Annotated in this window: 16 protein-coding genes; 11 read left to right on the forward strand and 5 right to left on the reverse strand. The window is 67.1% G+C overall.

Going from position 1 to position 18,020, the window contains the following annotated elements:
• Window positions 1-234: 234 nt before the first annotated feature.
• On the forward strand, window positions 235-1,224 hold the full coding sequence (locus FBZ83_RS17205) for a TerC family protein (RefSeq protein ID WP_145686116.1): 990 nt from the start codon (window positions 235-237) through the stop codon (window positions 1,222-1,224).
• A gap of 17 nt (window positions 1,225-1,241) precedes the next feature.
• Here FBZ83_RS17205 and FBZ83_RS17210 read toward each other — a convergent pair whose 3' ends face one another.
• A complete protein-coding gene (locus FBZ83_RS17210) occupies window positions 1,242-1,709 on the reverse strand; it encodes a hypothetical protein (protein WP_145686118.1) in 468 nt (155 codons plus the stop codon).
• Between the two features lie 148 nt (window positions 1,710-1,857).
• On the opposite strand from FBZ83_RS17210, the gene FBZ83_RS17215 reads away from it, so the two are divergent.
• Both FBZ83_RS17215 and FBZ83_RS17220 read left to right on the forward strand, forming a co-directional pair.
• Window positions 1,858-2,988 (forward strand): polysaccharide pyruvyl transferase family protein, encoded by a 1,131-nt coding sequence (locus FBZ83_RS17215; RefSeq protein ID WP_145686120.1) that lies wholly within the window; start codon window positions 1,858-1,860, stop codon window positions 2,986-2,988.
• Between the two features lie 15 nt (window positions 2,989-3,003).
• Window positions 3,004-4,428 carry an FAD-dependent oxidoreductase gene (locus FBZ83_RS17220; protein WP_247888338.1) on the forward strand — a complete coding sequence of 475 codons (1,425 nt, stop codon included), beginning with the start codon at window positions 3,004-3,006 and terminating at the stop codon, window positions 4,426-4,428.
• 6 nt (window positions 4,429-4,434) lie between these two features.
• Here the strand turns inward: FBZ83_RS17220 and FBZ83_RS17225 are convergent, their stop codons facing one another.
• The 3 genes from FBZ83_RS17225 to FBZ83_RS17235 all read right to left on the reverse strand — a co-directional run bounded on the left by FBZ83_RS17225 (window position 4,435) and on the right by FBZ83_RS17235 (window position 8,292).
• Window positions 4,435-5,700 (reverse strand): ferredoxin reductase family protein, encoded by a 1,266-nt coding sequence (locus FBZ83_RS17225; protein WP_247888339.1) that lies wholly within the window; start codon window positions 5,698-5,700, stop codon window positions 4,435-4,437.
• A 219-nt stretch (window positions 5,701-5,919) separates the two neighbouring features.
• Window positions 5,920-6,975, reverse strand: a complete 1,056-nt coding sequence (locus FBZ83_RS17230) for a hypothetical protein (RefSeq protein WP_145686124.1) — start codon at window positions 6,973-6,975, stop codon at window positions 5,920-5,922.
• A 36-nt stretch (window positions 6,976-7,011) separates the two neighbouring features.
• Window positions 7,012-8,292: an NAD(P)/FAD-dependent oxidoreductase gene (locus FBZ83_RS17235; RefSeq protein ID WP_145686126.1), complete on the reverse strand. Its 1,281-nt coding sequence runs from the start codon at window positions 8,290-8,292 to the stop codon at window positions 7,012-7,014.
• 165 nt (window positions 8,293-8,457) lie between these two features.
• Here FBZ83_RS17235 and FBZ83_RS17240 point away from each other — a divergent pair, with 165 nt between their 5' ends.
• From FBZ83_RS17240 to FBZ83_RS17275, 8 genes are all read left to right on the forward strand, one after another.
• A complete protein-coding gene (locus tag FBZ83_RS17240; RefSeq protein WP_145686128.1) occupies window positions 8,458-9,801 on the forward strand; it encodes a glutamine synthetase family protein in 1,344 nt (447 codons plus the stop codon).
• Window positions 9,802-10,020: 219 nt separating this feature from the next.
• Window positions 10,021-11,121, forward strand: coding sequence for an extracellular solute-binding protein (locus tag FBZ83_RS17245; protein WP_014240469.1), 1,101 nt, complete (start codon window positions 10,021-10,023; stop codon window positions 11,119-11,121).
• Window positions 11,122-11,219: 98 nt separating this feature from the next.
• Complete coding sequence (locus FBZ83_RS17250) at window positions 11,220-12,371, forward strand: ABC transporter ATP-binding protein (RefSeq protein ID WP_145686988.1); 1,152 nt, start codon at window positions 11,220-11,222, stop codon at window positions 12,369-12,371.
• The gene (locus FBZ83_RS17255) at window positions 12,368-13,291 is read left to right on the forward strand and encodes an ABC transporter permease subunit (protein WP_145686137.1); all 924 of its coding nucleotides are present in this window, start codon (window positions 12,368-12,370) and stop codon (window positions 13,289-13,291) included. The genes FBZ83_RS17250 and FBZ83_RS17255 overlap by 4 nt, the downstream gene beginning before the upstream one ends.
• Entirely contained in the window at window positions 13,288-14,121 is an 834-nt protein-coding gene (locus FBZ83_RS17260) for an ABC transporter permease subunit (protein ID WP_137138499.1), read from the forward strand. The genes FBZ83_RS17255 and FBZ83_RS17260 overlap by 4 nt, the downstream gene beginning before the upstream one ends.
• A 399-nt stretch (window positions 14,122-14,520) precedes the next feature.
• Entirely contained in the window at window positions 14,521-15,537 is a 1,017-nt protein-coding gene (locus FBZ83_RS17265) for an agmatine deiminase family protein (protein ID WP_145686146.1), read from the forward strand.
• A 188-nt stretch (window positions 15,538-15,725) separates the two neighbouring features.
• Window positions 15,726-15,956: a hypothetical protein gene (locus FBZ83_RS17270; RefSeq protein WP_247888340.1), complete on the forward strand. Its 231-nt coding sequence runs from the start codon at window positions 15,726-15,728 to the stop codon at window positions 15,954-15,956.
• A 141-nt stretch (window positions 15,957-16,097) separates the two neighbouring features.
• A complete protein-coding gene (locus FBZ83_RS17275) occupies window positions 16,098-16,904 on the forward strand; it encodes a PP2C family protein-serine/threonine phosphatase (protein WP_247888341.1) in 807 nt (268 codons plus the stop codon).
• 7 nt (window positions 16,905-16,911) lie between these two features.
• Here FBZ83_RS17275 and FBZ83_RS17280 read toward each other — a convergent pair whose 3' ends face one another.
• The gene (locus FBZ83_RS17280; protein ID WP_145686154.1) at window positions 16,912-17,814 is read right to left on the reverse strand and encodes a DUF4384 domain-containing protein; all 903 of its coding nucleotides are present in this window, start codon (window positions 17,812-17,814) and stop codon (window positions 16,912-16,914) included.
• Window positions 17,815-18,020: the final 206 nt, after the last annotated feature.

Raw genomic sequence — 18,020 nt, forward strand, 5'->3', positions numbered from 1 at the left:
GATGCATCAAAAAGACCGTCCATCTCGGTTCGACGGTGCGCCATGATCGCCAAAGGAAGGAAGTTCTGCGGCAAAAGTTGATCGACTCGCGGGACGCGGTTCTTGAACGGACAATCGGCAACACCATTTGCGTGGCGTTCGGGTCCGGGCCCCTCTGACGGCTGAGGCGTCAGCCGTGATGTCGGATCCCGCTTGAATTCACTGCAGACGCAGCGCAATCAAGTGGGTCTTGTTATGGATTCCCTTATCGCACCCGTCTTTCTCGAGTTCATGGGAAAGCCGGCGTGGGTCTGGCTGACCTTCGTCGGCCTCGTCCTGGCCCTGCTGGCCTTCGACCTCGGCATCCTCAACCGCCGTGACCGCGAGATCGGCGTGAAGGAAAGCCTCCGCCTCTCCGCCTTCTACATCGCCGTCGCCCTGCTGTTCGGCGGCTGGATCTGGTGGTCGATGGGCGACACCGCGGCGGCGCAGTACTACACGGGCTTCTTCATCGAAAAGAGCCTGTCGCTCGACAACGTCTTCGTCATATCGCTGATCTTCACCTACTTCGCGGTCCCGCGCGCCTACCAGCACCGTGTGCTGTTTTGGGGCATCCTGGGCGTGATCGTGATGCGCGGCCTGATGATCGCCGCCGGGGCCGCGCTGGTCAGCGAGTTCCACTGGGTGCTCTACGTCTTCGGCGCCTTCCTGCTGCTCACCGGCGTGAAGATGCTGTTCGCCGTGGACAAGGAGCCGGACCTCGCCGGCAACCCGGCGCTGCGCTTCCTGAACCGTCACCTGCGGATCACCGACGGCTTCCGCGGCCAGACGTTCTTCGTGCGCGAGGCGGGGCCGGACGGGCGGAGCGCGCTGCACGCCACGCCGCTGTTCCTGGCGCTGATGATGGTCGAGTTCGCCGACCTGATCTTTGCGGTGGACAGCGTGCCGGCGATCTTCGCCATCACCACCGACCCTTACATCATCTACACCAGCAACATCTTCGCCATCCTCGGCCTGCGCGCGCTCTACTTCGCGCTGGCAGCGATGGTCCACCGCTTCCGTTACCTGAAATACGCGCTGGCGCTGGTGCTGGTCTTCATCGGGGGCAAGATCTTCTACACCCAGTTCGTCGGCAAGCCGGACCCGCTGATCTCGCTCGGCGTGACGCTGACCCTGATCGCGGGCGGCGTGGTCGTCTCGCTTCTCAAGACGCGCAGCGAGGGGAAGCGGCTGCCGGCGGAGTGATGCCGGTCAAATGGCTCTCAGCCGGTAAAGCCCAGGCGCTTCAGGGCGGCGATGCTCTCCTTCGCGCTGGTGTGCAGGATGAAGTCGCCGCCCGCCTGGGTCCAGGGATCGCGGGCCTTCTCGCGGTCGTCCACCAGAACCGTTCCCGGCCCGCCGTGGCGGTGCTTGTCGCGCGCCATGCAGGTGATGACCCGCACATGGGGACCGAGCATATGGGCGACCCAGCGCCGCTTCTGCTCCGGCGCCCAGGAACCCAGCGGCAGCCCGGTCAGGATGGTCGGGCCGTGGGGTTCGCAGAATCGCCAGAGGTCCTGCGCGTCGTGCATGAACTCCAGCGTGCCGAAGAAGTCCGGGTGGCGCGACAGCTCCCGCCACATGACCTTCATCGGGATCTCCTCCGGACGTTTGCCGGTGACCGCCTTCACGCCGCGGTCGAAGTCGGCCAGAACGCCGTCGAGGTCGAGGAACAGCTTGGGTTTCTGCATCGTCCGCCGTGTCGTGTCCTTTCTGATCCCGCCCCTTCAACGCCGGACGGAGGCGGCGGAAGAATAGCGGCCGCGCGGAACCTTCGCCAGCCGGTCGGGTTGCAACCGAAGGCATAGGCGCCCTGATCCGGCGCGGCAGGGGGATTGGATGACGGTCATAGGCATTTCAGGATCTTACGGCGGCCTGAACCTGGGTGACGAGGCGATCCTCACCTCGGCCATCGAGCAGCTGCGCGCCACGGCGCCGGGGGTTGAGGTGGTCGTCTTTTCCCGCAACGCCGCCCACACCCGCGAGAACCACGCGGTGGACCGCGTCCTGAATCCGCGGGAAGCCATGAAGGACGAAATCACCCCGGAGGTCGAGCGGCTCGACCTGCTTCTCCTCGGCGGCGGCGGTATCCTCTATGACAGCGAGGCGCAGACCTACCTGCGCGAGGTCACCATCGCGCAGAATCTGGGGGTGCCGACCTACACCTTCGCCATCGGCGTCGGCCCGCTGAAGGACCGGGTGGAGCGCGAGGCGGTGCGCGAGGGGCTGGACCGCATGGCCGGCATCACCGTCCGCGAACCGAGCGCCAAGCGGTTGATCGAGGAGATCGGCGTGCAGATTCCGGTGACGGTCACCGCTGATCCGGCGCTGCTGCTGACTCCGGAGCCCTTCACCGAGGAGATGCTGGCGGAGGCCGGCATCCCGCGCGGCCGGCCGCTGGTCGGCCTGTCGGTGCGCGAGCAGGGGGCCGCGGCGCCCGAACTCACCGACGCGGCCTACCACCAGCTCCTGGCGGAGGCGGCGGACTACATCGTGCAGCGCTTCGGCGCCGACGTGGTGTTCGTGCCGATGGAGCGCGCCGACGTGCGCGAGGCCCACCGCGTCATGGGCCGCATGGCGGTGTCGGAGCGCGCCCATCTGCTCCAGTACCGCTACACGCCGCGCCAGATCATCGGGCTGATGGAGCATTTCGAACTGGCCGTGGGGATGCGGCTGCATTTCCTGATCTTCGCCGCGATCACCGGCACGCCGCTGATCGCTCTGCCCTACGCCTCCAAGGTGTCGGATTTCCTGTCTTCGGTGGGGTTGGAGCCGCGGGCGACCGTGTCCCACACCACCGCCGGGACCTTCCTCGCCGACCTCGACCGCTTGTGGGACCACCGCGCGGAGCAGAAGGGACTGCTGCGCGACCGGGTTCCCGTGCTGATGGAGCGCGCCCGCGAGACGGCGCCGCTGGCCCTCCGCACCGTGGCGCCGCGCGCCGAGCATGCGGCCGAGCCTGCGGAATGACGAAAGGAGCCAGTCGTGCCCGTCCTGCCCCGTCCCCCGAATCCTGAGTCCGTCACGCTGCCGCCGCGCCGCGCCATGAAGGCGGCGCGCTGCCACGTCCTTGTCGTCGGCGGCGGCCCGGCCGGCATGGGGGCGGCCATCGGCGCCGCCCAGTCGGGGGCGGAGACGATCCTGGTGGAGCGCTACGGCTTCCTCGGCGGCAACGCCACGGCGGCGCTCGTCATGCCCTGGATGAGCTTCTACACCCAGCGCGGTTCGGTGGCGGTGGTCGACAACACCCGCCTGATGCCGCAGGACCACGGCCCCGGCGAGCCGGTGGTGGGCGGGGCGCTGGCCGTCTTTCTGGGGCGTCTCTACACCAACCAGGGGGCCGTTCCGCCCTCGCCGGACACCGGCTTCACCGTTCCCTTCGATCCGGAAGTGCTCAAGGTCACCGCGCAGCAGATCCTGGACGAGGCCGGGGTGAAGGTGCTGCTGCACGCCTTCGCCTCCACCGTGCTCGGCGAGCCGGGGAAGCCCGACGCGGTGGTTTTCGAGACCAAGTCCGGCCCTTTGGTCATCGAGGCCGACGTGATCGTGGATTGCACCGGCGACGGCGACATCGCGGCGCTGGCCGGCTGCGACTACGAGGTCGGGCGGGAGGAGGATGGACTGACCCAGCCGATGACGCTGATGTTCCGCATGGTCGGCTTCGACCACGACGCCTTCAGCGGCTATGTGCGGGAGCATCCGACGCAATGGCGCGGCGTGCACGGGCTGTGGGACCTCGTCTCCAAGGCCACCGCCAACGGCGACCTCGATCTGGCGCGCGAGGACATCCTGTTCTTCGCCACCACCCACCCCGGCGAGATTGCCCTGAACTGCACGCGGGTCACCGGCGCGCTGGGCACTGACGTCTTCGACCTCACCCGCGCGGAGTGGGAAAGCCACCGGCAGGCCGCGCAGATCGCCAATTTCCTGCGCAAGTACGCTCCCGGATTCGCCGACGCCTACACCTGCCAGACCGGCACCGGCATCGGCATCCGCGAGACGCGGCGCATCGTCGGCGATTACGCCATGACCGCGGACGACGTGCTGGGCGCAGCGAAGTTCAAGGATGCCATCGCGCGCGGCACCTACCCGGTGGACATCCACAGCCCGACGGGCCGCGGCACGGTATTGAAGCGTGTGCCCTCCGGCGAATGGTACGAGGTGCCGATGCGGGCGCTTCTGCCCAAGGGGATGGAGAAGCTGCTGGTGGCGGGCCGCTGCATCTCCGGCAGCCACGAGGCCCACTCCTCCTACCGGGTCACGCCCACCTGCATGGCGACGGGGCAGGCCGCCGGGGTCTGTGCGTCGATGGCGGCGCGGCGCGGGGAGCGCACCCGCGACATCCCGGTCGGCGCCATCCAGCGCGAGCTGCTGCGCCAGGGCGCCCTGTTGCGCGAGCCGGAGGCGTAAGGCTGCCTAGCGCATCGCGAAGAGTTCCTGGTGGAAGCGTTGCTCCACCGGCAGGCCGTGTGCTGCGAAGTCGTGCCGCAGCGCTTGGCCGAAGCCGGTCGGTCCGCAGAACCAGACGCTGGCGTCCCGCCATTCCGGCACCAGGGCACGGATGCGCGCGCCGTCCAGTCGACCGTCGCGGCTGTCCACCAGGACATGGAGGCGAACCCCCGCCGCCGCCGCGTCGGCGGTGAGCTTCGCGATCGCCTCCCCATCGTACTCGCTGGTGGTGTGGAAGAAGTCGATGGATTGCCGCGGCCGTTCAGGGTTCGCCGCCAGGAATTTCATGCGGGCGATGAAGGGTGTGACTCCGATGCCGCCGCCCACCCAGATCTGGTTCGGGCAGGAATCGTCGAAGGTGAAGCAGCCGTAGGGCCCTTCCACGGTCACCGTCTGGCCAACCGCCAGCCGCTCCCGCAGCCGCCGGGTGTGGTCGCCCAACTCCTTCACCACGAAGGTGATCCGGCGCTCGGCGTCGTTCCAGGCCGAGGCGATGGTGTAGGGATGGGCGCCCTCCGCGCGGTCCGAGGTGGCGAAGGCGAACTGGCCCGCCTTGTGGCCCGGCCAGCCCTGCGGAACGTCGATGGAGACCTCGAGCGTGCGCACGCCCGGAAAGTAATGGAGGGCGTCGATCGTGCCCGGAACCCGCCGACCGGCGGCGACCCGGCCGAGCAGCACGACGATGGCGGCCCAGGCGCTGGCGGCGAGCAGTGGCGCCATCACCCAGCCGATCGGCGCGCTCCAGTAAGTGAAGTCGGTCAGCACGACGGCGTGGAAGACCAGCACGAGATGGGCGATCGCCAACAGGCGGTGCGTCCTGAAGAACAGCCGGTAGGGGAGGCGTTTGAACAGCGCCAGCGCAATCAGCAGAACGACCGCGTAGAAGGCCCATTCGCCGAGCCATTCGGCTGTGCCGCGCAGGCTGCGGAGCGACTGCTCAAGGGAGCTGTCGGGAAGCGCCCGCGGCCCCCGTTGCGGCCGGGCCAGCCACCCCCAGCCCACCGCCCATTTCGGCCCCTGGGCCCACAGCCAGTGGACGACCGCCGCGACGAGGCCGGCGATGCCCAGCCATTTGTGCAGGCGGTACATCTTGTCGAGACCGCCGAACCACGCCTCCGGCCAGCGCGGCCGCAACGCCAGGATCATCGCCGCGGCCATGCAGCCGATGGCGACGATTCCGCTGTACTGTACCAGTTGGGCGCGAAGGCTGAAGAAACCGTCCGCCAGAAACACGCCGGGTTCGGCGGCGATCCATAAAATCGTGAGAAGGGCTAAAATCCCCCATAAAGACAGCTTGATTGTTTTCATGGCGACATCCTCCGTGTCGGCCACCGTCAAGGTGTGGATGGAGGGATGTTTGGTGAGCGCCTTTCCGGTGACAAGCCGCTTCCGATCATCGCAGCCATTCGAATCTTCGGCCACGGCAACGGCGGGGGAGGGCGGAGAATTCGGTTACTTGCGAATCCAGACCTTGGTTTCCATGAAGCGGTTGGCGAGGAAGCGGTAGGTCTGCTTCTGCAACTGTTCGATGGCGGTGGACTTCTCCACCGGTGTGGTGTCCCAGGCCTGGAGGATGTCTTCCCACTCCAGCAACCGGGCGCGCAGGTCGTCGCGGATCTTCCGGACGAAGGTCACGGTGGTGTCGAAGGCCTTCAACGCGCCGAAGATCTCGCCGGTCTGGGCGTCCGCCTGCTCGAAGATGGCGTCGTAGTCCTTCAGCGGTTTGCCCAGCAGCCCCTGCATGCGCGCCACCTCGTTGCACAGGGTGCGGTCGGTCCGATAGATCTGGGTCAGCCGGGTCAGCTTACCGCTGATGGCGCGGATCGCGTTGAAGCGGTCGCGCAGCGCCTCGATGTAGGACAGCTCCTGGGTCAGGTCCTCGATGCGGTCGGTCAGGTACTGCTCGTAATTGTCCTTCAGGCCAAGCTTCGCCGCGATGTCCTTGAAGGCGGCCTTGACGCGCTGCTTGGTCTGCGGGTCCTCGACGATCTGTTCCAGCTCGTCGGCCTTCACCACGATCATCTCGGTCCCGGAAATCGAGGAGACGAGCTGGACGGTCAGGCGCCCGCGCGCGATGGTCCGGTGCTTCTCCTCCACCGACCAGGAGGCGCGGCCGTCCAGCAGCTCGCCAGGAATCTGCTCGCCGGGGCGGATCTGCTTTACGTAGGCCAAGCCCTTTTCCACCACATCCAGCAGCTTGGCGTCGCGGCTGTCCTCCTTGATGTCGAAGGATTCCATCAGCGTGTTGAAGGGCAGGGCGGCCTTCAGATCGCCCAGCAGGATGTGCAGCACCGGCTGCTTGGACGAGGGGTCGATGCAGAAAAAGGCCCCGGACAGGCTGAAGACCTTGTGCTCGAAATCGAAGTGCGTGTCCCGCATCGGCGCAGCCGGAGAGGAATCGGGCGGCGCGGCATCGGGCGGCGCCGCGACGGGCGGCGCCGCGACGGGTGGCGCCGCCGTGGCGTCGGCATCCGTGCTTCCGGTTTCGGGATCGGGGAGATCGGACATGGGGGGGAACCGGAAGCGGCGAATGGGACGGGCAGGTTACAGCAGATCGCGCAGCCGGAACCAGAGCATCGCGAGGACAAGGGCGGGTGTGCGGAATCGCCGCCCGCCGGGGAAGGGCAGGTGGGGCACGCGGGCGAACACGTCGAACCGCTCCGCCGTGCCGCGGATCGCCTCCGCCATCACCCGTCCGGCCATGCCGGCCAGAGCCACTCCGTGGCCCGAATAGCCGTGGGCGAAACAGGTGGTCGGCGTCAGGCGCCCGACCTGCGGCATGCGGTTCATGGTGATGGCGACATGGCCGCCCCAGAAGTGATCGACCGCGGCGCCGCGGAGCTGCGGGAAGACCGCCAGCATCTTGGACCGCATGGCGATTTTCAGCCCCGGCGCGTCCAGCCCGGAATAGCTGACGCCGCCGCCGAACAGCAGCCGGTGGTCGGCGGAGCGGCGGAAGTAATTCAGCACGAAGTTCATGTCGCTGACCGCCAGATTGGTCGGCAGCAGGGAGGTCGCGGTGGCTTCGCCCAACGGTTCGGTGGCGATCATGTAGGTGGCGACCGGCATCACCACGGCCGACAGGCGCGGCGCCAGCGTCCCCAGATAGGCGTTCCCGGCCAGCACCAGGAAACGCGCTGTCACCCGGCCCTTCGCGGTGGTGGCGACGGGGCGGTCGCCGGTGTCGATGGCGGTGACGCGGCTGTCCTCGAAGAGGCGAACGCCCGCCCGGGCGGCGGCATCGGCGAGGCCCAGCGCGTAGTTCAGCGGGTGCAGATGGCCGCTTCCGTCGTCGGCCAGCCCGCCGACATAGGCGTCGCTGCCCACGACCGCCCGCATGGCCGCGCGGTCGAGCGCGCGGACCTTGGTGTAGCCGTAGCCGTCGCGCATCTCGCGCTCCATGGCCGCCACGTCGTCCAGATGGCGTGGCTTCACCGCCGCGTGGGCGAAGCCCCAGGTGAGATCGCAGGGAATGGCGTGTCTGGCCACCCGCTCCGCCAGCAGCGCTTTGGACTCCTCGCCGAGGTCCCACAGCCGCCGCGCGTCCTCTTTCCCGACCCAGCGCTCGATGGTGCTCATCGACTTGTTGTAGCCGGTGATGATCTGCCCGCCGTTGCGGCCCGACGCCCCCCAGCCGACGCGGTTGGCTTCCAGCAGGACCACGTCGTAGCCCCGCTCGGCCAGTTCCAGCGCGGTCATCAGCCCGGTGTAGCCGCCGCCGACCACGCAGACGTCGCAGGACAGCGAGTCCTCCAGCGCCGGGTGCTGCGGGTGCGGAGTCGCGGTGTCGGCGTACCACGAGCGGATGTGGGATGAGGTCGGCATGACCGCCGAGTTAGGGGAGGGACCCCCGCCCCGTCAATGATTCCAGCGGTCATATGGGCAGGATCTTTGTTCCCCTCTGGCGCGAGGAGGGGGTGCGGGATCATAGTATGCGGGTCGTTCACAGCAGGGAGGGGCTGCCCACCGTCCGGTGCGGTCCATACGTTCATGGGTTTCATGGAAGACTTCATCAAGAAGAACCGCATCACCGAAGTGGAATGCCTCGTGCCCGACATGTCGGGCATCGCGCGCGGCAAGATCGTGCCCGCCGAGAAGTTCCTGCGCATCCTGCGCGACCGCGGTCTGCGGCTGCCCGAGGCGATCTTCGTCCAGACCGTGACCGGGGAGTATCCGGAGGACGATTCGGTCACCTCGGATGAGAATTCCGACATCTACATGATCCCCGACGAGCGGACGATCCGCTTCGTCCCCTGGTACGAGGAGCCGACCGCCCAGGTCATCACCGACTGCGTCTACGCCGACGGCGGCCCGGTGAACTTCTCGCCCCGCCATGTGCTGAAGCGGGTGCTGTCGCTTTACGAGGAGCGCGGCTGGAAGCCGATGGTGGCGCCGGAGCTGGAGTTCTTCCTCGTCCAGGTCAACAAGGACCCCGACTACCCGCTGGTGCCGCCGATCGGGCGCAACGGGCGCGTGGAGAGCGGGCGGCAGGCCTTCGGCATCGACGCGGTGAACGAGTTCGATCCGATCTTCGAGATGGTCTACGACTTCTGCGAGGCGCAGGACATCGACATCGACACCCTGACCCACGAGGCCGGGGCGGCGCAGATCGAGATCAACTTCAACCACGGCGATGCGCTGGAGCTGGCCGACCAGGCCTTCCTGTTCAAGCGGACGGCCCGCGAGGCGGCGCTGCGCCATCAGGTCTACGCGACCTTCATGGCCAAGCCGATGCAGAACGAGCCGGGCAGCGCCATGCACATCCACCAGTCGGTGGTCGACGCGGATTCCGGACGCAACCTGTTCTCCGACGCCAACGGGGCGGACACGCCGCTGTTCATGTCCCACATCGCCGGGCTGCAGAAGTATCTGCCTTACGCGATGCCGCTGCTGGCGCCGAACGTGAACTCCTACCGCCGGCTGGTGCCGAACTCCGACGCGCCGATCAACGTGCATTGGGGCCGCGACAACCGCACCACGGGCCTGCGCGTTCCCGTCTCGCCCGCCGATTCGCGCCGGGTGGAGAACCGGGTGGCCGGCGCGGACGCGAATCCGTACCTCGCCATCGCAGCCTCGCTGGCCTGCGGCTATCTCGGCATGGCCCAGGGGCTGGAGCCGACCGACCCGGTGAAGGGCTCGGCCTACCGGCTGGCCTTCACCCTGCCGCGCCACCAGGGCGATGCCTTGCAGAAGTTCAACGCCTGCAAGCCGCTGAAGGAGGTGCTGGGCGAGAAGTTCTTCGACGCGGTGACCTGCGTGAAGGAGGCGGAGTACGAGGCCTATCACCGGGTGATCAGTTCCTGGGAGCGCGAAAATCTTCTGCTGAACGTTTGAGCATTTTTCCGCCCCCTTCCGCCGTTGCCGCGGAAGGGGGCGTTTGCGTTCCGCAAAACCCGCAAAACCCCCCGCAAACCGTTGACAACCAACCCCCCCGTGGGTGCAATAGCGCTCGCGCCGGGGACGCCGTGCGATGCACGCCGCCCCTCACGTCGAATGGAAAAAAGTCGACCAGTCACGAACTGACGAACGATCCAGAATTCGGGGGCTTTCTGCATGAAACGTTTCGCTCTCAGCGTCATCGGCGCCGTCGCGGCGATCGCCATCGCCGGCCCGGCGCTGGCCCAGGCCAAGAAGCCGGTCAACATCTACATCTGGAACGACTATCTGGGCGAATCGACGCTGGCGGACTTCACGAAGGCCACCGGCTACGACACCAAGGTGGACCTCTACGACAGCCTTGAGCTGCTGGAGCAGAAGGTCCTGGTCGGCAAGTCGGGCTACGACGTGATCGTCCCGACCGCCGAGCCGACCCTGTCGCGCATGATCCAGGCGAAGGTCGTGGCGCCGCTCGACAAGGCGAAGATCCCGAACCTGAAGAACGTCGACCCGAAGGTCCTCAAGCTCCTCGAGAACTCGGACCCCGGCAACAAGTTCGCCGTGCCCTATCTGGGCGGCACGGTCGGCATCGCCATCATCCCGGAGAAGATCAAGGCCGTCGCCCCCGACGTCCCGCTTGACAGCTGGGACCTGATCTTCAAGCCGGAGGTGGCGAAGAAGGTGGCGGCCTGCGGCATCACCGTGATGGATTCGGCCATCGACGTGATCCCGTCGGTGCTGAACTACCTCGGCCTCGATCCGAATTCCGAGAAGAAGGAGGATCTGGACAAGGTCGAGAAGACGCTGCTGGCGGTCCGCCCCTACATCAAGCAGTTCGTCACCGGCCAGAACATCAACATCCTGGCGGGCGGCGACGCCTGCGTCGTCATGGCCTACAACGGCGACGCCATCCAGGGTGCGGCCCGCGCCGAGGAAGCCAAGAACGGCGTGAAGGTCGAATACATCACGCCGAAGGAAGGCGTGCAGGTGTGGTGGGACACGCTGGCCATCCCGGCGGACGCGCCGAACAAGGAGGGCGCGCACGCCTACATCAACTTCATCCTCGACCCGGCGAACATCGCGGCGGTGTCCAACACGGTCAGCTACGCCAACGCCGTCCCGGCCTCGCTGGCCTCGGTTGACGAGGGCGTGAAGACCAACCCGGCCGTCTTCCTGCCGGAGAACAGCAGCCTCAAGCTGTTCGCGCTGAAGTCGATCAAGCAGACCACCGACCGGGCCCGCACCCGCGTCTGGACCAAGGTCAAGACCGGCAAGTAAGCGCGGCCGCGAACCGGCACGCACGACACGCGCCCTGGTCGTTCCCTTGTGGGAACGGCCGGGGCGTTCCCATGAGAGAGGACGCCGAGAGGACCCGCATGGCCGTCCAGCCGATCCGCAAGCCCACGCGCCTGGAACCCTGGCAGGACCCGGGACAGAAGCCCTATGTGCGAATCGAGAAGGTGACCAAGACCTTCGGCGATTTCGTCGCCGTGGACGAGGTCAGCCTGTCGATCTACCGGGGCGAGTTCTTCGCCCTGCTGGGCGGCTCCGGCTCCGGAAAGACGACCCTGCTGCGCATGCTCGCCGGGTTCGAGACGCCGACCGAGGGCAAGATCTTCATCGACGGCGTCGACATGGCCGGCATCCCGCCCTACGAGCGGCCGGTCAACATGATGTTCCAGTCCTACGCCCTGTTCCCGCACATGTCGGTGGAGCAGAACGTCGCCTTCGGCCTGAAGCAGGACGGCGTTGGCAAGGCCGAGATCAAGGAACGGGTGGGGGCGATCCTCGACCTCGTCCAGCTCGGCCAGTTCGGCAAGCGCAAGCCGCACCAGCTCTCCGGCGGCCAGCGGCAGCGCGTGGCGCTGGCCCGCTCGCTGGTCAAGCGGCCCAAGCTGCTGCTGCTCGACGAGCCGCTGGGCGCGCTCGACAAGCGGCTGCGCGAGCGCACGCAGTTCGAGCTGGTCAACATCCAGGAGAAGCTGGGCGTCACCTTCATCGTGGTCACCCACGACCAGGAGGAGGCGATGACCATGTCCTCGCGGATCGCCGTCATGAACCACGGCGTCATCGCCCAGACCGGCACGCCGACCGAGATCTACGAGTACCCGCAATCGCGCTTCGTCGCCGAGTTCATCGGTTCGGTGAACATGTTCGAGGGCAGGGTGGTCGAGGATCAGGCCGACCATGTGCTGATCCGCTCCGAGGACGCCGGCTGCGACCTCTACATCAACCACGCGGTGGCGGTCCCCGCCGGCGCCACGGTGGGCGTCGCCGTCCGCCCGGAGAAGATCGCGCTGAGCAAGGAGCCGCCGGCCAACAGTGACGGGCGCAATGTCACCAGCGGCATCGTGCGCGAGATCGCCTATCTCGGCGACGTGTCGATCTATCTGGTCGAGCTGAAGACGGGCAAGACGGTGCGCGTCACGGCGCCCAACGTGGTGCGGCGCACCGAGATGCCCATCACCTGGGACGATGAGGTGCATCTGAGCTGGCGTCCCTTCGCCGGGGTGGTGCTGACGCAATGATCGACCTTCTGCGCCGGATCGGCCTGTGGGGGCGGGGGGTGGTGGTCGCCATCCCCTACCTGTGGCTTCTGCTGTTCTTCCTGGTGCCCTTCCTGATCGTGTTCGGCATCAGCCTGTCGGAGGCGATGCTGGCGCAGCCGCCCTACGCGCCGCTGATCGACTGGCTGGTGGACGAGGATGCGGGCACGACCAAGCTCCAGATCCTGCTGAACCTGTCCAACTATTTGCGGCTGGGCGGCGACGACCTTTACATCCTGGCCTATCTGAACTCGGTGAAGATCGCGCTGGTCACCACCGTCTGCTGCCTGCTGCTCGGCTACCCCATGGCCTACGCCATCGCCAGGGCCGAGCCGGCCAAGCGCGGGCCGCTGATGATGCTGGTCATCCTGCCCTTCTGGACCAGCTTCCTGATCCGCATCTACGCCTGGATCGGCATCCTGAAGGCCAACGGGGTGGTGGACAACCTGCTGCAATGGACCGGCCTGACGACGGAGCCGTTCGAGCTGCTGTACTCGGACTGGGCCGTCTACATCGGCATGACCTACTGTTATCTGCCCTTCATGGTGCTGCCGCTTTACGCGACGCTGGAGAAGCTCGACCCGACGCTGCTGGAGGCGGCGGCGGACCTCGGCTGCCGGCCCTGGAAGGCGTTCCTGACGGTGACTCTGCCGCTGTCTCTGCCGGGCATCATCGCCGGGTCGCTGCTGGTCTTCATCCCCTCGGTCGGCGAGTTCGTGACTCCGGAACTGCTGGGTGGTCCGGACACGCTGATGATCGGCCGCGTGCTGTGGAACGAGTTCTTCGCCAACCGTGACTGGCCCGTCGCCTCGGCGGTGGCCATCGCGCTTCTGCTGTTCCTGGTGGTGCCGATCATGGTCTTCCAGCATGTCCAGGGGCGCCAGACGGAGGCCGGACGATGAAGCAGATGGGAAAACTGGCCTGGGCGCTGTGGTTCGGCTACGCCTTCCTCTACGTGCCGATCGCGCTGCTGATCTTCTACTCCTTCAACGAGTCGCGGCTGGTCACGGTGTGGGGCGGTTTCTCCACCAAATGGTACGCGGAGCTTCTGCAGAACGACCAGCTTCTCGGGGCGGCCTGGCTGTCGCTCAAGGTGGCGGCGATGTCGGCCACCGCGTCGGTGGTGCTCGGCACCGTCGCCGGTCTGGCGCTGGCCCGCTTCGGGCGCTTTCGTGGACGGACGCTGTTCGGCGGCATGATCACCGCGCCGCTGGTCATGCCGGAGGTCATCACCGGCCTGTCGCTTCTGCTGCTGTTCGTGGCGCTGGAGCAGGCCATCGGCTGGCCGGACGGGCGCGGCATGACGACGATCACCATCGCCCACACCACCTTCACCATGGCCTATGTGGCCGTCATCATCCAGTCGCGCCTCGTCAGCCTGGACGAGAGCCTGGAAGAGGCGGCGATGGACCTCGGCGCCCGCCCGGCCAAGGTGTTCTTCGTCATCACGCTGCCGATCATCGCCCCGGCGATCGTGTCGGGCTGGCTGCTCGCCTTCACCCTGTCGCTCGACGACGTGGTGGTCGCCAGCTTCGTGTCGGGTCCGGGCTCCACCACGTTGCCGATGGTCATCTTCTCCAGCGTGAAGTTCGGCATCAGCCCGCAGATCAACGCGCTGGCGACGCTGATGATGGTGGTGGTCGCCACTGGCATTTTCATCGCCAGCCTGGTCATGGCGCGGCAGGAACGTCAGCGGAAACGGGACGAACAGATGGCGGTGCAGGGGGGCTGAAAAGCCCCCTGTCACCCCCAAACACCGCCTCATAGGGGCTATGCCGTTAGGCCGCAGGCGGCGGGGTGGCCGTTCGCCGCTGCATTTGCTATTGTATTGGCATCTGCAACAGCGAATGAGGTCGTATCGTGCGCACGCTCTTATGGTTCCCCATGCTTCGTCTTGGTTTTTCGATGCCTTTTTCGGCGCCCAAGCGCCGTTATTCGGACCGTCCGCCCTCCCGCCGCTGAGCGGTCGAGCGCGCTGCCCCTCCGGGCATTCCGATGGCCCCTTTGGTGGCCGTTGCCAAATCCTTCGCTCCGTGGTTAGGGTGACCGTGGTCACGGGTGACGCTGTGGCGACCCGCTCCGGCCACGCACAAGAGCCGGACCGTTCAGGGATTTGGCAGGAGATTCAAAGATGACGACACCGGCGGCGGAAGGCTTCACCATGCCGGGCGAATGGGAACGGCACACCCGCTGCTGGATGGCGTGGCCGTGCCGGCCCGAGACCTGGCCCGAAGGGGCTTTCGACGCCGCCGCTGCCGCCTACACCGACGTCGCCCGCGCCATCAGCCGGTTCGAGCCGCTGACCATGGTCTGCGATCCCGCCGACGTCGCCGACGCTTCCCTGGCCTGCGGGCCGGGCATCGAGATCCTGCCCCTGCCCATCAGCGACTCCTGGGTCCGCGACACCGGGCCCAGCTTCGTCACCGACCGGAAAGGGCAGGTGGCCGGCGTCCATTGGCGCTTCAACGCCTGGGGCGGCAACTATCCGGACAGCGCCAAGGACCAGCAGGTCGGGCGTCTGATGCTGGAGCATCTCGGCCTGCGCCGCTTCGAAGCTCCCCTGATCATGGAGGGCGGCTCCTTCCATGTGGACGGGGAGGGGACGCTGCTGACGACCGAGCAGTGCCTGCTGAATCCCAACCGCAACCCGAATCTCGGCAAGGCGGAGATTGAGGAGTTGCTGAAGGAGCATCTCGGCATCTCCAGCGTGATCTGGCTGGGCGAGGGCTATCAGGACGACGAGACGGATGGCCACATCGACGAGATCGCCCTGTTCGTGAAGCCCGGCGTCGTGATGGCGATCACCACCGACGATCCCGGCGACGCCAATTTCAAGGCGTTCCAGGACAATCTGGACCGGCTGAAGCGCGCCCGCGACGCCCAGGGGCGCGAGTTGGAAGTCATCCCGGTCCGCCAGCCGGCGCGGCGCGACGAGAACGGCGTTCGGCTGACCCTGTCCTACACGAATCTCTACATCGCCAACGGCGGCATCGTCATGCCGGCCTTCGAGGATCCGGCGGACGACGAGGCCTTCCGCGTTGTGCGCCGCGCCTTCCCGGACCGCGAGGTGGTGCAGGTCCCGGCGCTCGATATCGTGCGCGGCGGCGGCGGAATCCACTGCATCACCCAGCAGCAGCCCGCGGTCTGACGCAGCCCCTTTTTTCCGACCGCGAGAAGGCGAAGGTTGGGGCGGCCTTCGCTTTTTGAACAAGACACTGCGTCGATTCGGACCTTGAATCGATCGGGGTGGGGGCGCATCTTTCTGTCATGCAGGTAAATCCGCTCAATATGCCCCCGATGGCAAAGCCGCAGACGCCGATCACACCGGCGATGCAGATGGCTATGTCTCCGGCGGTGCAGGCGGCGCAGCAGACCACGCCCACTGTCCGCACCCAGACGGTCCAGGCGACCCAGGCGGTGGGCAAGATGGACCCGACGCGGGAGACGCGCAACGCGACCCAGTCGGGGCAGGCCATTGATCCGCAGACGGCGGCGGTGCAGGCCCGCACCAACGGCACCGGCTACGGCGGCAAGCAGCGCGGCACGCTCCTCGACGTCAGCGTCTGAGGCGTTTTCACGCGTCCTTTCCCGCTGTTCAATCGGTTCGCTCTCCGCCATTATCGTATGCAGAGCCGAGGCGGTTTTTTCGCGTTGCCGAAGGCTGTTGCCAGGAAGCTGGTTCGGCTGTAACGCGCTGGAGCCGTTCGCGTGATTCATTCCGCCCTGATCAATATGATCGCCGCCGGTCAGACGGATGTCGGCCGTGTCCGGTCGCGCAACGAGGACTCGTTCCACCTCGATCCGGCGCGTGGCTTGGCGGTGATCTGCGACGGCATGGGCGGGCACGCCGGCGGCGACATCGCCAGCCGCACCGCGGTGGAGGTTGTCGCTGCGGTCCTTGCGTCCCAGGACCATGCCGATGGGACCGCCAGCGGTGGCACGCTGTCACCGCTGGAGGAGGAGAGGGCGGCGGCCGAGGCCGCAACGACGGTCCGCACCGCGGTGGCGGCCGCCAACCGTCGCATCAACACCCTGAACCGCCAGCGCGGATTCGCCGAAGGGCGCGGCATGGGCACCACGCTGGTGGGGCTCTGGCGGGTGCCGGGAACCGGCCGCATCGTCGTCTTCCATGCCGGAGACAGCCGGCTGTATCGTTTGCGCGACGGCGAACTGCGTCCGCTGACACGCGATCACAGCCTTTATCAGGTTTGGCTCGACAATGGGCGGCGCGGGCAGGCACCTCAACGGAACATCATCGTCCGCGCGCTCGGCACCGGGGAGCAGGTCGAGCCCGACATCGCCGTCCACGATCTGCGGCCCGATGATCTTTACCTTCTGTGCTCGGATGGGCTCACGGGAATCGTGCCGGAGGGCGTGATCCAGCGGATTCTCACCCAGCAGCCGCCTCCCACCGCCGAAGACGCCTGCGCCCGGCTGATCGACCTCGCCAACGGGGCCGGCGGGCCGGACAACATCACCCTCATCCTCGCCCGTTTCGTCCTTCTTCCGGCCTGAACGACCGTCAAGGCGCCCTGGTTTTCAGGAAACGCGCGGTTGCCACGGTGGTCGGCGCGGCGGCGTCCAGGGCCTGCTTCAAGGCCGGGAGATAGGAGGACGCCGGCTCGGCCTCGGGCCGCGGCGACGCAAACAGCGGCGAGGGGCTGGCGATCACGACGATCAGTTCGTGACCGTAGGGCGGCCCGATGCTCCAGAATCGCCCTCCGGCGCCGCGTTCTCCCAGGCGGCGGACCGCGCCGGCCTCAACCCGGCCGCTGATTTCCAGTGGATTGGGCAACAAATGGATGACGTCGCCGTCAGAGGTGAAATAATCCACCTGAAGATGCGCCGGAAAATCGGGTGCGGCCACGTCGAACACCAAATCCTGACCGCCATGGAGCGCTATGCCGATTCCGCCTTCGAGGCGGATCGCCACGGGCGCCGCCAAGCCGGCGTTGCTGGTCCGCAGCGCGCCGATCAGGGTCAGGGGTTCGCACAGGGCAGGGGACGCGCGCTCGATGTCCACGGCGGCCCGCTGGCCGGTGACGTAATCCTGGGCGAGCAGCGCGAGACTGTCGGGATCGGTGTCGCCGGCGGTCAGGCCGGATATCGCAACCCTCTGGTCCTTGCCGACCGCGACCTCCAGTTCGGCGCACTGGAACTCCGCCAGGGCTGTACGCAACCCCGACAGGTCCGGCACGGCGGGACGCGGCGGATCGACCGGTGTGGGGAGTGTTGGTGCCGCCCCGGCTTCGCTGTCTGCGGGGGTTTCGGTCTCGGCCTCGGCCTGGGTCTCGGCCTGGGTCTCGGAGGCGGTGGTGGCATGGACCGGCCATGCAATGATTCCGATGACGGCGGCGAGCAGTCCCGCGGCCCATCGAAGCCGCCATGTCGTCGTCGCAAACGTCGGCGCGGAGGCGTCGTTCACCGGAACCTGACCGTTGGGTATAAACTGCGGTTTATGTAGCGCGCATTGCGGGCATCGCCAAGGGCGGAGGCGCCCGGACGTCAGGATGACGGCCGATCATATAATCTGTATTATGGAAAATATAAGCCATCGGAAGAGTGCAGGGCACCAATCCGTCTCTTCCGGCGTTCCGGTCGATGCACTATCGTCGCGGCTCGCTCCCGCGT

The organism is Azospirillum brasilense, from assembly GCF_007827815.1.
Classification (GTDB): Bacteria; Pseudomonadota; Alphaproteobacteria; order Azospirillales; family Azospirillaceae; genus Azospirillum; species Azospirillum brasilense_C.